The 14,472-nt window shown below is 71.6% G+C and carries 15 protein-coding genes and 1 tRNA gene; 10 read left to right on the top strand and 6 right to left on the bottom strand.

Annotation, left to right across the window (positions count from 1 at the left end; genetic code table 11):
• Positions 1-20 precede the first annotated feature (20 nt).
• The 8 genes from N8K70_RS11185 to N8K70_RS11220 are packed head-to-tail and all read left to right on the top strand — an operon-like array spanning position 21 to position 7,273.
• Positions 21-857: a hypothetical protein gene (locus tag N8K70_RS11185; protein WP_317138421.1), complete on the top strand. Its 837-nt coding sequence runs from the start codon at positions 21-23 to the stop codon at positions 855-857.
• Positions 854-2,410, top strand: a complete 1,557-nt coding sequence (locus N8K70_RS11190; protein ID WP_317138422.1) for an ATP-binding protein — start codon at positions 854-856, stop codon at positions 2,408-2,410. The genes N8K70_RS11185 and N8K70_RS11190 overlap by 4 nt, the downstream gene beginning before the upstream one ends.
• Entirely contained in the window at positions 2,410-2,964 is a 555-nt protein-coding gene (locus N8K70_RS11195) for a hypothetical protein (protein ID WP_317138423.1), read from the top strand. The genes N8K70_RS11190 and N8K70_RS11195 overlap by 1 nt, the downstream gene beginning before the upstream one ends.
• Positions 2,961-4,757, top strand: a complete 1,797-nt coding sequence (locus N8K70_RS11200) for a type IV secretory system conjugative DNA transfer family protein (RefSeq protein ID WP_317138424.1) — start codon at positions 2,961-2,963, stop codon at positions 4,755-4,757. Before N8K70_RS11195 ends, N8K70_RS11200 begins: the two co-directional genes overlap by 4 nt.
• A gap of 53 nt (positions 4,758-4,810) precedes the next feature.
• Positions 4,811-5,263, top strand: a complete 453-nt coding sequence (locus tag N8K70_RS11205) for a single-stranded DNA-binding protein (RefSeq protein WP_317138425.1) — start codon at positions 4,811-4,813, stop codon at positions 5,261-5,263.
• Between the two features lie 15 nt (positions 5,264-5,278).
• On the top strand, positions 5,279-5,851 hold the full coding sequence (locus N8K70_RS11210; RefSeq protein WP_317138426.1) for a hypothetical protein: 573 nt from the start codon (positions 5,279-5,281) through the stop codon (positions 5,849-5,851).
• Positions 5,848-6,063, top strand: coding sequence for a helix-turn-helix transcriptional regulator (locus tag N8K70_RS11215; RefSeq protein ID WP_317138427.1), 216 nt, complete (start codon positions 5,848-5,850; stop codon positions 6,061-6,063). The genes N8K70_RS11210 and N8K70_RS11215 overlap by 4 nt, the downstream gene beginning before the upstream one ends.
• A gap of 43 nt (positions 6,064-6,106) precedes the next feature.
• The gene (locus tag N8K70_RS11220; RefSeq protein WP_317138428.1) at positions 6,107-7,273 is read left to right on the top strand and encodes a tyrosine-type recombinase/integrase; all 1,167 of its coding nucleotides are present in this window, start codon (positions 6,107-6,109) and stop codon (positions 7,271-7,273) included.
• A 209-nt stretch (positions 7,274-7,482) separates the two neighbouring features.
• On the opposite strand, the gene N8K70_RS11225 is transcribed toward N8K70_RS11220, so the two are convergent.
• A tRNA-Pro gene (locus tag N8K70_RS11225) sits at positions 7,483-7,556 on the bottom strand.
• Between the two features lie 196 nt (positions 7,557-7,752).
• On the opposite strand from N8K70_RS11225, the gene N8K70_RS11230 reads away from it, so the two are divergent.
• Positions 7,753-8,358, top strand: coding sequence for a GNAT family N-acetyltransferase (locus N8K70_RS11230; RefSeq protein ID WP_317138429.1), 606 nt, complete (start codon positions 7,753-7,755; stop codon positions 8,356-8,358).
• Between the two features lie 74 nt (positions 8,359-8,432).
• Positions 8,433-8,801, top strand: coding sequence for an RNA-binding S4 domain-containing protein (locus N8K70_RS11235; RefSeq protein WP_317138430.1), 369 nt, complete (start codon positions 8,433-8,435; stop codon positions 8,799-8,801).
• A gap of 86 nt (positions 8,802-8,887) precedes the next feature.
• Here N8K70_RS11235 and N8K70_RS11240 read toward each other — a convergent pair whose 3' ends face one another.
• The 5 genes from N8K70_RS11240 to N8K70_RS11260 all read right to left on the bottom strand — a co-directional run bounded on the left by N8K70_RS11240 (position 8,888) and on the right by N8K70_RS11260 (position 14,461).
• Positions 8,888-9,769, bottom strand: coding sequence for an NUDIX hydrolase (locus N8K70_RS11240; RefSeq protein WP_317138431.1), 882 nt, complete (start codon positions 9,767-9,769; stop codon positions 8,888-8,890).
• Between the two features lie 64 nt (positions 9,770-9,833).
• Positions 9,834-11,045 carry a trans-sulfuration enzyme family protein gene (locus N8K70_RS11245; RefSeq protein WP_317138432.1) on the bottom strand — a complete coding sequence of 404 codons (1,212 nt, stop codon included), beginning with the start codon at positions 11,043-11,045 and terminating at the stop codon, positions 9,834-9,836.
• Positions 11,046-11,123: 78 nt separating this feature from the next.
• Positions 11,124-12,650: a ribosome biogenesis GTPase Der gene (gene der, locus N8K70_RS11250; protein WP_317138433.1), complete on the bottom strand. Its 1,527-nt coding sequence runs from the start codon at positions 12,648-12,650 to the stop codon at positions 11,124-11,126.
• The gene (gene cmk, locus N8K70_RS11255) at positions 12,640-13,329 is read right to left on the bottom strand and encodes a (d)CMP kinase (protein ID WP_317138434.1); all 690 of its coding nucleotides are present in this window, start codon (positions 13,327-13,329) and stop codon (positions 12,640-12,642) included. The genes der and cmk overlap by 11 nt, the downstream gene beginning before the upstream one ends.
• Positions 13,322-14,461, bottom strand: coding sequence for a prephenate dehydrogenase (locus N8K70_RS11260; protein ID WP_317141221.1), 1,140 nt, complete (start codon positions 14,459-14,461; stop codon positions 13,322-13,324). The genes cmk and N8K70_RS11260 overlap by 8 nt, the downstream gene beginning before the upstream one ends.
• Positions 14,462-14,472 lie beyond the last annotated feature (11 nt).

Raw genomic sequence — 14,472 nt, forward strand, 5'->3', positions numbered from 1 at the left:
TCCTGTGAGGAGCCCTGATCATGCCGACCTTCGATGACCCGCTCGCGGACGCCGCCGAGGCGTCCGCCGCGCTGCGGGGCCTGGCCCATGCGACCCGCACGTTCGAGAGTCCCGCCGACACCTTCCCGGTGATCGGCGATCTGCTCGCCGGCGTCAGGTCGCTGCGGCAAGTGCTCGACCAGCTCGCCACCGCCCACATCCGCTCCCGCGGCATCGCGCACGACGACGCCGGGAACCAGGCCGCCGGTGCGACCTCGGCCCTCGCGGCTGCCGACGAGCTGCACCAGGCCGGCACCCTGCTGGACACCGTGGAGTGGCGGCTGGACGCCGCCTCCCAGCACTCCGGGCGCATCGCCTGGCACCCCGCACCTGCCGTCGAGGAAGGCCCGGCGATGCGGTGGGTCAGCGTCGTGTTCCTGGAAGGCTCCGAGGCCGACGAGGTGCTGGACATGATCGACCGCGACGGGACGGATGCAGCGATCGAGCACCTGGCCGGGCACGACTACGGCGAGGAGACGACGCAGGCCGCGCTCGAGAACGGGTACGTCTACGACGAACCCCCAGCAGGTGCGCTCGACAAGGTGGCGATCAGAGACGTCTACACGCTCACCTACAACCCCTTCCTCGGGCACGTCTCGCTGCTGCGCAAGCACGACACCGTGCCCGACCCGGCACTCCTCGGCATCGACACCCCAGCCTCCGCACCCGCATCAGAGTCGAGGCGGGAAGCGGAACGCGCCGCGCACAAGTCCACGCGCGCAATCGGCCCCGCTGTCAGCCGGGCGCGAGACGGGGCCGACTGGTTCACCCGCCGCACCGGCGCCGCCTCCGCGCAGGGCCAGGGGCTGGCGCTGTGACCGGGCAGGACGACAGCCGCCTGCACACCGCCGTGCTCGTCGGGCCCGAAGGCGAACGACGCCGGGAACGCAAGGCCCGCAGACAGGCGGCGGCGAAAGTCGAGACCGATGCCCGCCAGCATCGCAAGGTACAAGCTCAGGCGAAGTGGGAGGCGGAGCAGGCCGAACGCCGCAACACGAGCTACCTGCCCGCCTCCGGCGAGGCCGGGCCTGCGGCGTTGCGGACGCCGGGCCGGTTCCGACTCCCCAAGCACCAAGACACCTCCGCGACGCTCGCCGGCCAGTACCCCTTCCTCGCAGAAGCCGGCCTCGGCAGCCAGGGCGTCTTCGTCGGCCAAGACCTCTACAGCGGCGGATCGTTCGTCTACGACCCCTGGGTGCTCTATCAGCGAGGCCTCATCACGGCACCGAACGTCGTGCTCGCCGGCATCGTAGGGAGCGGCAAGTCGTCCCTGGCGAAGTCGCTGTACACGCGCAGCCTGCCGTTCGGACGCAGGGTCTACGTCCCCGGCGATCCCAAGGGCGAACACACGGCTGTCGCGGAGGCGGTCGGCGGGCGGGCGATCATCCTCGGCCACGGCCTGCGCAATCGCCTGAACCCGCTCGATGAGGGCCACCGGCCCTCTGCGGTGTCGGATGCGGCGTGGGCGATGCAGGTCGCCTCCCGCCGCCGCGACCTCATCGGCGCCCTCGCGGAGACCGTGCTGGACCGTCCGCTCTCGCCGTTGGAGCACACCGCGATCGACCTCGCCCTCCGGGACGCCGTCCGTAGCGCCGAGGTGCCTATCCTGCCGATGGTCGTCGACCGCATCCTCAACCCCAACACGGGGGACGATGAGGACGGGCGGCTCGCGGAAGACGGTCGTCTTGTCGGTCACGCGCTTCGTCGGCTCGTCGCGGGAGACCTCCAAGGCCTGTTCGACGGCCCCTCAACGGTCAGGTTCGACCCGTCGTTGCCGATGGTGTCGCTCGACCTGTCGCGGGTCGCCGAGAACAGCACGCTGATCTCGGTGCTGATGACCTGCTCATCCGCATGGATGGAGTCCGCCCTGTCCGACCCGGCGGGCGGGCAGAGATGGGTGATCTACGACGAGGCGTGGCGGCTCATGCAGTATCCGGCGCTGCTTCGCCGCATGGACGCCCAGTGGAGGCTGGCACGGCACTTCGGGATCGCGAACATGCTCGTCTTCCACAAGCTCTCCGACCTGGACAACGTCGGCGATGCCGGGACCGCGATGCGCGCCCTCGCCTCGTCGCTGTTGGCGAACGCCGAGACCAGGATCGTCTACCGGCAGGAGCCGGACCAGCTCGGCTCCACCGCCCTCGCGCTCGGGCTCACCGGCACCGAGCAGAAGCTGCTCCCCGGTCTCGGGACCGGGCAGGGGCTCTGGCGGATCAAGGACCGCTCCTTCGTCGTGCAGCATCAGCTCCACCCCGCTGAGCTTGCCGCGTTCGATACGACCGGCCGCATGACCGCAGAAGCCCAGAAGTTCACCCAGGCTGAGCAAGCGTCATCCACACTGACGCTTCCCATGACGGGCGGTGAGGCGTGATGCCCCGGCCCCGCTACAAGCGCGCCATCCCCTCAACGCCGCCCGCGCACCGGGAGGCGGGCGTGCCGGTCGTGCTCCCGCTCGTCGCCATCACGATCACCGAGGACGGCCGCATGACGGTCACTGTCGACAGGGCGCCGTTCGAGCCGGAGCCGTTCGCACCGCCGTGGCGGCGGGAAGACTTCGCCCGTGTCCTCGATCAGCTCACCGACCTGCGCCGCTCGCCGGTGCGGGTCGAGGTGCGCGAAGCGGACGGGACCGTGTTCACCGACATCATCACCCCGAGCCGACGCCGCCGCACCGAACCCGATCCAGAGGCAGCATCTGAGCCGCCGTCCCGCGGGCCGGCGGCGGGGCTCGTCGCGCTGCACGGGGAGGGGTTCGTGCCGGGCGAGGACGTGGCGATCGCCGTCGTCATCGCCCACGGCGACGCCGCCCCGGACGGCACCATGCGCGGCCTCATCGAGGCCCGCCAGATCAGCAGGAGTCCGACCCGCGAGGTCATCTTGTTCGGCCGCGTCTCCGGGACCCTAACGATCGGGCACCCGCAATGAGCACGCCCCGACCTGCGGGGTCGCTCGGGGACGAGCTGAGCAACCTCGGCATCGGCCTGCTCATCGGCGCCGCGGTCCTCGCCGCCATCCTCCGCGGCGCCGGGTCCGTCGCCGCCTGGATCACCGGGACCGGCCAGCCCACCGGCGGGATCGACGCGGGCCTGGGTGTGCTGCTGCACCCCGGCGACCCCGCTGCCGCGCTCGACGCTCCCGGCCTGAACGTCGTCGCGTACTGGATCACCGCCGGTCTGCTGGTCCTCGGCGCCGGGGTGGCCGGCTGGTGGGCATGGCGGTTCTTCCGCGAGCACGGCCGCCGAGTGAAGACCGATCCGTACCGCATCGCCGGGATCGCCACCCGCAGCGAAGTCGCCAAGGCCGCCTCAGAGGCGGCGCTGCTGCGCCGGGCGGGTCACCTGCGGCCCTCCCTCAACAAGCCCCGCCCGCAGGATGTCGGCTACCGGATCGGCGCCTCACGGGGCACCAGCGTGTGGGCGTCCGTCGAGGACAGCATCCTGCTGATCGGCCCACCCCGATCCGGCAAGGGCGCCCACATTGTCATCAACGCCATCTTGGACGCGCCTGGCGCGGTCGTCACCACATCGACGCGGCCGGACAACCTGACCGCTACCCTCCGCGCCCGGCAGAAGATCGGCCCGGTCGCGGTGTTCGACCCGCAGCACCTCGCCAAAGGCCTACCCGCCGGGCTCAGGTGGTCACCCATCCGCGGGTGTGAGGACCCGCTGACGGCGATGATCCGCGCGACCGGCCTTGCTGCCGGCACCGGTCTCTCGGCCGGCGGGGTCGAGGGAGGCGGGTTCTGGGAGGGCAAGACGAGGACCGCGCTCCAAGCGCTACTCCATGCTGCCGCCCTCGACCACCGGACGCCCTCGGAGCTGTTCCGCTGGACCCTCGACCCCTCCACCGCCGCGGACGCGGTGGCGATCCTCACCGCGAACCCGCGAGCCGCGGCCGGGTGGGCGGACTCGTTGCAGGCGATGATCGACTCCGACCCCCGCACGCGCGACTCCATCTGGCAAGGCGTCTCGCTCGCCCTCGCCGCGCTCGCAGACCCGCGCGTGCTCGACGCCGTATCGCCGCGCGAGGGCGAGGACTTCGACCCCGAAGCGTTCCTCCGCGACCGAGGAACCCTCTACCTCCTCGCTACCGGAGCCGGCGCCAACAACAGCGCTGCGTTGGTGGCGGCGTTCGTGGAAGACGTCGTGGAAGCCGCCCGCCGTCTGGCCGCGACCAGCCCAGGCGCCCGCCTCGACCCGCCACTGCTGCTCGCGCTCGATGAGGTCGGCAACCTCGCACCCTTGCCGTCATTGCCGACGCTCATGGCCGAGGGCGGAGGAACCGGGATCACGACCATGCCCGTACTCCAGTCGCTCGCGCAGGCGCGGGAGAAGTGGTCGGAGAACGCGGCCGGCGCGATCTGGGACGCCTCGATCGTCAAGATCGTCCTCGGCGGAGCGTCGAACTCCAAGGATCTGCATGACCTCACCACGCTCATCGGTGAACGCGACGAGGTGACCGACTCCACCACGGTGGGAGACCACGGCTCCCGCTCCGCACAACGCTCCATCCGCCGCGTGCCGATCATGCCGCCCGACACGATCCGCACCCTCCCGTTCGGGACTGCACTGGTGCTGCTGCGGTCCGCACCGCCCATCGTCACCCGGATGCGGACCTGGACCGACCGGCCCGACGCGAAAGAGCTGCGCGCTGACCGGGCCGACATCGAGGCGACGTTGCAGCACCGCTCGGAGGAGCCGCCTGGCGCACCTGCCTGACAGAGCGGCCCCGTCGTGGGGTCGCCACCGATGTCAGAAAGAGGGGCAGTCCGATGGCTCTCCACACGCAGGAATCCGTCTCGGGGTTCATCGCCTCCGACCCGCAGCTCACCTACACGGAGCGTGGCGATGCCCGGTTCTACGCCAAGATCGGGCAGGAGCACTATCGCAAGGAGCCGGACGGGTCGTTCACGCAGACCGAGACGACCTTCCACGACCTCGTGGCGTTCAAGAAGACCGCCGAGCGAGCTCACGACCGGCTCGCCAAGGGCGACAAGTTCGTCGCCGAGGGCTACACCCGCGAGTACGACCGCGCCACGCCGGAAGGCGAGGTGGTCAAGGCCGATGAGTTCGTGGCGAAGAAGCTCGGTCACGACCTCGCCCGCACGAGCTACGAGGTCGACCGCACCCGCCGCCAGCCCGCCACGACGCAGGAGCCTGTGGTACAGGCGGCCGGCGCAGCTCATCGCGAGAGCTCGGGCGCCGCCCCGACGCTCGGGCTCTGAACGGCGGTGACCGTGATGAACGAGAACGATACCGCCCCCGAGACCGACGAGCCGGACCTGGACGAAGAGTCCGAGGAGTTCGACGGGCCGCTGATCCCGGAGCCTCCGCACCCGATCAACTGGAACCTCCTGACCAGCGAGGAGGCGGAGGCCGAGTGGCTGGAGCTGAACCGCTGGGTCGACTGGCTCCGCCGCACCTACGGGCTGCCTGCTTCGGTGGTTCCGCCGTTCTGGCACCGCCACCCGGAGCTGGTGTGGGAGCTGAGCGCGCTGCACCTGCATTGGCTGTCCGCCTACGACCCGGAGCAGAACGGCTCCGCGCCGCTGGGCTGGCATCGCGACTTCGCCGACGCCCGCCAGCGGCTCCGCGACTGGGTCGCCGCTTCCGGAACCCGTCTCGACCGAGACCGCCCCACCCGGCAGACCACCTGGCCCGGCGAGGACCCGGCAGGTCCAGTCGAGGACACGATCATCGCTCACCGGGATCAGGACTTCGTACAGTTCGTCCTCGACGATGTCGCCGCGCGCCGCCAGGCCGAGGACGACTTCTATGCCGGGCTCGACCCGAACACCGGAGAAGTCGCATGAGCGATAACGCCGCCACGATCGTGGTCTCGCCTCTCATGGACAGTCGCGAGATCGCCGCCTATCTCAAGGTGTCCGAGTCAACCCTGTCGAGGTGGCGTTCCGCCGGCCAGGGGCCGCCGTTCCTGCGGCTGGGCGGGATCGCCCGGTACCGCATCGAGGCGGTCGACGCCTGGCTGGCGGGGCTGGAGCACGACCATGCCCCGGAAGGCTGACCCGCTCCCACAAGCGCAGCCGAAGCCGGTACCTCCGGTCGGCGTGAGGATCTCCACCGACCTGGAACGTCGCTCCTACGGCATCCGCGCCCGTGCCCGCTGGACGGACCCGATCAGCAAACGCCGCATCATCCGCTCCGAGATCGTCGCCGACGAGGCTGCAGCGCATGAGTTCTTCGACTCGCTGCGGCAGTCATCGGCCAAGGGCATGGACGTGTCCATGACGCTCACCGAGTTCGTCACCGCGATCGGCGACCGATGGGCGCGCGGCCTCGACCCCACCTCGACCGGGGAGACCTACGGGTACGGGCTCAAGCTCCGCGTGCTGCCTGCCCTCGGACACCTGCCGGTCACGCAGATCACCGCCGGGATCATCGACCGCACCATCGACGCCTGGGAGAAACAGCACGGGGCCTCGACGATTAAGAACTCGATCGCCCCGCTCGTACGTGTCCTTGACGAAGCAGTGCGCGATGGGCTCATCCCGATCAACCCGGCGAAGAACCGTGCCAAACGCAGCCTGAACCGCAACGCCTTCCGCCTTCAGCCCGCGGAGGATGCTTCCCCACGTGCCCATGCGATCCCCGACATGGCAATGCTGACGAAGCTCGCTGAAGCCTGCGGGAAGATTCACCAGTCGTACTCCGACTTCGTCATGCTCGCCGCCCTCCTCGCCGCGCGCTCATCCGAGGTCTCGGGTCTTCAGGCCGGTGACGTCCGGTTCGACAAGAACATCGTGGTGATCGCGCGACAGACCTACCCCGGCAAAGGCGGGCTCATCACGAAGCAGACCAAAGGCCGGAGAGAACGCCGCGTCCCGATCCTCGACCCGCTCCGACCGATCCTGAAACGCCTCGCGGAAGGCAAGGAGCCCGAGGACCGGCTGCTGGTCGGCCCGAAGGGCGGCGCTCTCACGACCGCGACCGTGCGGGACGCGACGAACTGGGACCAGATCGTCAGCGATCTCGGCCTGCCTGATCTCACCCGCCACGGGCTCCGGCACACCGGCGCGACCTGGATGGCGGACGCAGGCATCCCGCTGCACGTCCTCCAGGACATCCTCGGCCACGCCTCCGTCGAGACCACACGCGGATACCTGCACCCCGACGACCGCCATCTCGCCTCCGCTGCGGAGCAGGCCAACGCCTTCCTTGCCCGATCCGCCAAGGCCAGCAGAACGAGCCGGCGCGAGGCCTCGAGGTCACTGTGACGGGTAGCCGGGAGCCACGATCGGAGGCTCTGGTCCCCTTTTGGTCCCCTTATCCACAGGCAACGACCTCCAGAGAGCCAGATATGCCCTCCGACGTCTGTGAGCAGGCATCGATGCCTCGGCGAGGGGACCAGAGGGGGACCAACAAAAACCCGTCGGAAGACATGACAAAGCCCTGATGAAAATGGCTTCTCATCAGGGCTTTTCTGTCGGGCTGACAGGATTTGAACCTGCGACCCCCTGACCCCCAGTCAGGTGCGCTACCAAGCTGCGCCACAGCCCGTGGCATCGATTTTCAGTTGTTCGGGCCGACCAGATCGGGGTAAACCCCTTGACCCCCAGTCAGGTGCGCTACCAAGCTGCGCCACATCCCGTCGTCCCCGCGAGCGCGGACAACTCGAACAGTCTACCCGGTGCCAGAGCGCGCTGCGAACCGCGCTGACCCCGCGAGTGTCGGCGATGAGCGCTACCGTCGGACCATGGTGCAGATCACGACACGTCCGGCGACACCGGCCCTCTGGGGCGACGTGCAGACCGCTCTCACGGGCGGCGGCGACGGCAGGACCTGCCAGTGCATCTGGCCGATGCTCGGCAACGCCGACTGGCGGAGGACAACCGTGCCCGAGCGCGAGGCGATGCTGCGCGACGAGATCGACGCGGGCCCTCCCCCGGGCATCGTGGCGTACGCGGATGGCGAGGCCGCCGGCTGGGTCCGCGTCGGGCCTCGTACGGCGCAGCACCGCCTCGGCCGCATGCGCATCGTCAAGAGCGGGTCGGCCGAGCCGCTCGACGACGCCTCCGTCTGGGCCGTGACCTGCTTCTCGATCCGACGAGAGCATCGACGACAGGGCGTGACGCGCGCGCTCCTCGACGCCGCGATCGGGTACGCGGCGGAGAACGGCGCACGCGTCCTCGAGGCGTACCCCATCGACACCGATGCTGCCGGCAAGACGAACACGAACGACCTCTACGTCGGAACCCTGTCGACTTTCGAGCGCGCCGGCTTCGACGTCGTCGCGCGCCCGACCGCGACGCGCGCCGTCGTCTCACGAGCGCTCGCGCCCGCGCCCGCGCCGGCACGCTGAGCGGCCGAGCACGCTCGAACCCGTCCCCGCCCGCTGAACGAGACCATCCGGCGCCGCCGTACGATGGACGGACGATGAGCGAGTCCGTCCGGGTCGACGTATGGCTGTGGGCCGTGCGCGTCTACAAGACACGCTCCGCCGCGACCACGGCCATCCGCGGTGGCCACGTCCGCGTCAACGGCGACCATGTGAAGGCCGCCTACAACGTGAAGGCCGGCGACGAGGTCCGCGTGCGCATCAGCGGCTTCGACCGCATCCTCCTCGTCCGCCAGCTCCTGCAGAAGCGCGTCGGGGCCCCGATCGCCGCGACGGCCTACGAAGACCGCACTCCCCCGCCGCCGCCACGGGAGTTCGTCGCGCCGATCGTCACACGCGACCGCGGCGCCGGCCGCCCCACGAAGCGCGACAGGCGCGAGATCGACCGCCTGCTCGGGCGCGACTGAGCCCGCTCACGCCGCCCGGGAAGGGCGCCGCGTCACCGGACGGGCCCGACTCCGGCGCGCATCGGCCCGCCGTGCGACGGCCGCGCTCAGCCCAGCAGGTCGAGCAGCCACCGCGTCCCGACCACGCGCGCCCCGACGCCCTCGAGCCGCCCGCGCAGCTCGCGGTCGCTCGTCACCGCCGTGACACGGAGACCGTCCTCCGCATCCGACGCGGCGCGGCGCACGAGCGCGTCGTCGCCCGAGCCGTCCGCCGCGACGACGCGGACGCCGTCCGCACCGTGCACGCCGCGCGCGACGCCCTCGACGACCAGCTCGAAGCCGGGGAACCACCATTCGCCCACGAGGCTCAGCGCCTCGGCGGGCAGGCCCGTCGAGGCCAGCGAAGCGATCCGGTCGCGCAGGCGCACGGCGGCGCCCTCGCGGTCGCGCCACCAGCCGTCCGGAACCGATCCGACGACGTTCGCGGCATCGATGAGCACGGCCGGGCGGACCGCCAGCTGCGAGCGCAGCAGCGGCCAGGCCGCGGCGAAGCCGGGATGCAGCGGCAGATCGTCGATGTCGCCGGGCGCGACCCAGGCGAGCTCCAGGCTCTCGGGGTCGCTGATGACGGGCTCGAACGGCTCGGCGACGTCCGCGACCACCGTCGTGTACCGCCACACGCCGACGTCGTAGACGTGGGTGAACCGCGGCACGACGGCCCCGTCGGGGACGCCCGCCTCCTCCTGCGACTCGCGGATCGCGCCGAGCAGCGGGCCCTCGCCCTCGTGCAGGGCGCCGCCGGGCAGCGCCCACGTCCCGCCGTGGTGGCTCCATCCGACGCGGTGCTGCAGCAGCACGCCGCGTTCGGGGTCGAACGCCAGCAGGCCCGCGGCGCCGAAACGCCCCCAGTACCGCTCCCCCGTCTCCGCGACGACCCAGGCGTCGCCGGGGTCTCGTGGTCCGGGAGGGCGTGGGGGAACCGAGGTCATCCTCACAGCCTCGCACACCCCCGTGAACGGCGGATCACGAGCGGCTCATCCGAGGCGACCCCGCTCACGCCGCGCCGAAGGTCGCGTCGAGCGCCGTGCTCAGGTCCGCCGCGAGGTCGTCCGGGTCCTCCAGCCCGACCGAGAACCTCAGGTGCCCGTAGCGCCGGAACGCCTCCGGATACGCCGCCACGCGCGGGCCGTCCGTCCCGACGTGCACGATGAGCGACTCGTCATGCCCGAGCGAGACCGCCGACGTGACGACGCGGAGGTTCGCCACGAAGCGGTTCTGCGCCTCGGGGTCGCCGTCCACGGCGAACGCGATGACGCCGCCGTACCCGCGCCCGCCGAACTGACGCGCCGCGACCTCGTGCTGCGGATGCGACGCGAGGCCCGGATACGCGACATATGCCACGCGCGGGTCGGAATCGAGCAGCTCGGCCAGACGCCGCGCCGTGTCGAGATGCTGCCGCAGGCGCAGCGGCAGGGTGATCGCGCCCCGCCCGATGAGCCAGGCGTTGAACGGCGAGATCACCCCGCCGACGTCGACCATGGCGTCCGCCCTGATCCGCTGGATGTGCTCCCGCCGCCCGATCACGGCACCGCCCATCGCATCGCCGTGCCCGTTGACGTACTTCGTCAGCGAGTGGACGACGAGGTCGGCCCCATCGGCGAGCGGACGGTAGAGCGGCGGCGGCGTGAACGTCGAGTCGACCGACAGCAGCGCCCCGGCCTCGTGCGCGATCTCGGCCACCGCGGCGATGTCGGTGACCTTCGTCGTGGGGTTTCCGATCGTTTCGACGTGCACGAGCCGGGTGTTGTCGCGCAGAGCGGCGCGCACGGCGGCCGGGTCCGACGCGTCGACGAACGTCGCCTCGACGCCGTACTTCCGGGGCAGCAGCTCGGTGAACAGACGCCACGTCGCCTCGTACGTGACGTCGGCCACGACGATGTGATCGCCGCTGTCCAGGAACGTGAAGAACACCGCGTGCAGCGCGGCGACGCCCGTGGCCAGCGCGACCGCGTCCTCTCCGCCCTCGAGCGCCGCGAGCTTCTCCTGCAGCGCGATCTGATTCGCTCCGGAGTTGCGCGTGTAGAGCGGCACCTCGGTGCCCGACCAGTCGATCCGTGACGGGTCGTCCGGCAGCGCATACGAGTTCGCGAGGACGAGCGGGGTGCGGATGGCGCCCGTCCCCTCATCGATGCGGTTGCCGGCGTGCACCGCCTGGGAGGCGAAGGCGAGGGTGGCGGGATCGTGCTTGTCGGGGCGGACGGTCATACCCACACGGTATGCCCGTCCGCTCCCGGCCTGCGACGCGACGACGTCACCCGCTGTCACACGGGGCGCCGGCCCTCGCTACCGGCGCTGCCGCTTCTCGCGCACGCGCATGTTGATGACGATCGGCGTCCCCTCGAAGCCGTACAGCTCGCGCAGGCGGCGCTGCACGAAGCGCCGGTAGCCCTGGTCGAGGAAGCCCGTCGTGAAGAGCACGAAGGTCGGCGGGCGCGTGGCCGCCTGCGTGCCGAACAGGATGCGCGGCTGCTTGCCGCCGCGGAGCGGATGCGGGTGCTCGGCGACGAGCTCCGTGACGAACGCGTTGAACTTGCCCGTCGGGATGCGCTGGTCCCACGACGCGAGCGCCTGCTCCAGCGCGGGCACGAGCTTGTCGAGGCGGCGCCCGGTCTTCGCCGAGATGTTCACGCGCGGCGCCCAGGCGACGTGCGCGAGGTCCCGCTCGATCTCGCGCTCCAGGTACCGGCGGCGTTCCTTGTCGATCATCTCGGGGGTGTCGAGCGTGTCCCACTTGTTGAAGGCGAGGACGAGCGCGCGACCCGACTCGAGCACGAGGTCGATGATGCGCACGTCCTGCTCGCTGATGGGCTGCGTCACGTCGAGCACGACGACGGCGACCTCCGCCTTCTCGAGCGCGGCGGAGGTCCGCAGCGACGCGTAGAAGTCGGCGCCCTGCGCCATGTGCACGCGACGGCGGATGCCCGCGGTGTCGACGAGACGCCACAGCTTCCCGCCGAGCTCGACGACCTCGTCCACGGGGTCGCGCGTGGTGCCGGCGAGCTCGTTGACGACGACCCGCTCCTCCCCCGCCGCCTTGTTCAGCAGCGACGACTTGCCCACGTTCGGGCGCCCGAGGATGGCGACGCGACGCGGCCCGCCGATCTCGTGCTTCGCGACGGCGGAGACATCGGGCGTCTTGGCGAGGACGGCCTCGAGCAGGTCCGCGACGCCGCGGCCGTGGATGGCCGAGACGGGGTGCGGCTCGCCGAGGCCGAGGTTCCAGAGCGCGGCGGCCTCCGGCTCGTGGCGGGCGTCGTCGACCTTGTTCGCGACGAGGAAGACGGGCTTGGACGTCTTGCGCAGCAGGCGCACGACGTGCTCGTCGGTCGAGGTCGCGCCGACGGACGCGTCGACGACGAAGAGGATGACGTCGGCGAGCTCGATGGCCACCTCCGACTGCAGGGCGACCGAGCGGTCGATGCCCTTCGCGTCGGGCTCCCATCCACCCGTGTCGACGACGGAGAACCGCCGTCCGAGCCACTCGGCCTTGTACGTCACGCGGTCGCGCGTGACGCCCGGCGTGTCCTCGACGACGGCCTCGCGGCGTCCGAGGATGCGGTTCACGAGCGCGGACTTGCCGACGTTCGGGCGCCCGACGATCGCGATGACCGGAAGCGCCGGCAGGTACTCGATGCCGTCGCCCTCGTCGTGCAGGCCGGCCAGGAGCGCGGCGTCCTCGTCGTCGAGCTCGTAGTCGGCGAGGCTCGCACGCAGCGTCTCGGCGCGGCGCTCGACGAGCTCCTCGTCCAGCTCCGCGAGCTTCTCGGCAAGGCGATCGGGCGCGCCCTCGTACTCGTTCTCAGTGGCCATCCTGGCCTCCCCTGTGGGTCTTCTCGTCGATCACCGAGAGCACGGCGGCGACGCTCTGGTCGAAATCCAAATCGGTCGTGTCGACGACGGCCACGCCGGGTGCGGCATGGAGGAAGTCGACGACCTTGCTGTCGGAGGCGTCGCGCTTGCGCAGGGCGGCGGCGACGCCCGCGGTGTCCGCGTCCCCCAGCTCCGCGGAGCGACGCGCGGCGCGCACGTCGGGATGGGCGGTGAGGAGGATGCGCACGGGCGCGTCGGGCGCGACGACGGTCGTGATGTCACGGCCCTCGACGACGACGCCGGGAAGACCGGAGGCCGCCACGAGAGAGCGGAACAGGGCGTTGACCCGCTCGCGCACGGGCAGCACGCGCGCGACGCCGCTCACGGCGGCGGAGGTCTCCGGCGTGCGGATGGCGTCGGTGACGTCGGTCTCCCCCACGCGCACGGTGCGCACGTCGGGGTCGAGCGAGACGCCCGGCCGGAACGAGTCGAACGCGGCGAGCACGGCGTCGGGGTCGTCCGTCGACGCGCCCGCGTCGCGCACGTGCCAGGCGAGCGCGCGGTACACCGACCCCGTGTCGAGGTAGCCGTACCCGAGGCGGCGGGCGCTCTCCTTGGACACGCTCGACTTGCCGGCGCCGGCGGGACCGTCGATGCCGACGAAGAACGGCTCAGTCACTGGTGCTCGCAATCCGCCATCCCCGGCTCTCGAGGCCCTCGACGGCGCCGCCGAGGACGGACGGGTCGACCGCGATCTCGGCGAGGCCCACGGGTGCGCCGGGCGAGTGCTCCAGGCGGAAGTCCTCGACGTTCACGCCGAGCTCGCCCAGGTCGCCGAAGAGGCGCCCGAGCTGGCCGGACGTGTCGTCGACCATCACCACGAGCGACTCGAAGCGGCGTCGCTGTCCGTGCTTGCCGGGGAGCCGCTCGACGCCCACGTTGCCGCGCCGGACGGCCTCGGCGACGACGCGCCGCGCACCGGGAGCGTCGGGACGGCGGAGAGCGTCGGCGACGTCGGCGAGGTCGGCCGCGAGCGCGTCGAGCACCTCGACGACGGGGCCGGCGTTGGCGCCGAGGATCTGGACCCACAGCTCCGGCGCGGAGTGCGCGATGCGCGTGGTGTCGCGCACGCCCTGGCCCGCGAGGCTCAGGGACAGCTCGGGGGCGTCGGCGAAACGCGCGGCGAGGAGGGAGGCCACGGCCTGCGGCACGTGCGAGACGAGCGCGACCGAGCGGTCGTGCTCCTCCGGCGTCATCTCGATCGGGACGGCGCCGAGGTCGAGCGCGAGGTCCTCCACGAGCGCGAGGTCGGCCGCCGGCGTCTCGCCGTCGCGGCAGATGACCCACGGGCGGGCGGCGAAGATGTCCGCGCGCGCCGAGATCGCCCCGCCCCGCTCGCGTCCCGCCAGCGGGTGCGATCCGATGTAGTGCGTCAGGTCGACGCCGCGGGCGCGCAGCGCGCGCAGGGGCTCGAGCTTGACGGAGGCGACGTCCGTCACGACGGCGCGGGGGAAGCGCGCGAGCTCCGCCGACACGACGTCGGCGACGACGTCCGGCGGCACGCACACGACGACGATCGACGGCTCGTCCGCATCCGACGCCGCACGCCCCGCGCCGTAGTCGACCGCGAGCCGTAGCTGCGAGGGCGAGGTGTCGGCGAGGGCGACGTCGACGCCCTGCTGGCGCAGCGCGTGTCCGATGCTCGCGCCGAGCAGGCCGGACCCCACGATGCGCACCGTCCCGCTCACCCGGGCCGCGCGCCCGGGGACGACGGGCGACGCCGCGTCGTGCCCGGCGGCGCCTGTCGGCATGACGGTATCGC

The organism is Microbacterium sp. AB (genome assembly GCF_032878875.1).
In the GTDB taxonomy this organism is placed as follows: domain Bacteria; phylum Actinomycetota; class Actinomycetes; order Actinomycetales; family Microbacteriaceae; genus Microbacterium; species Microbacterium betulae.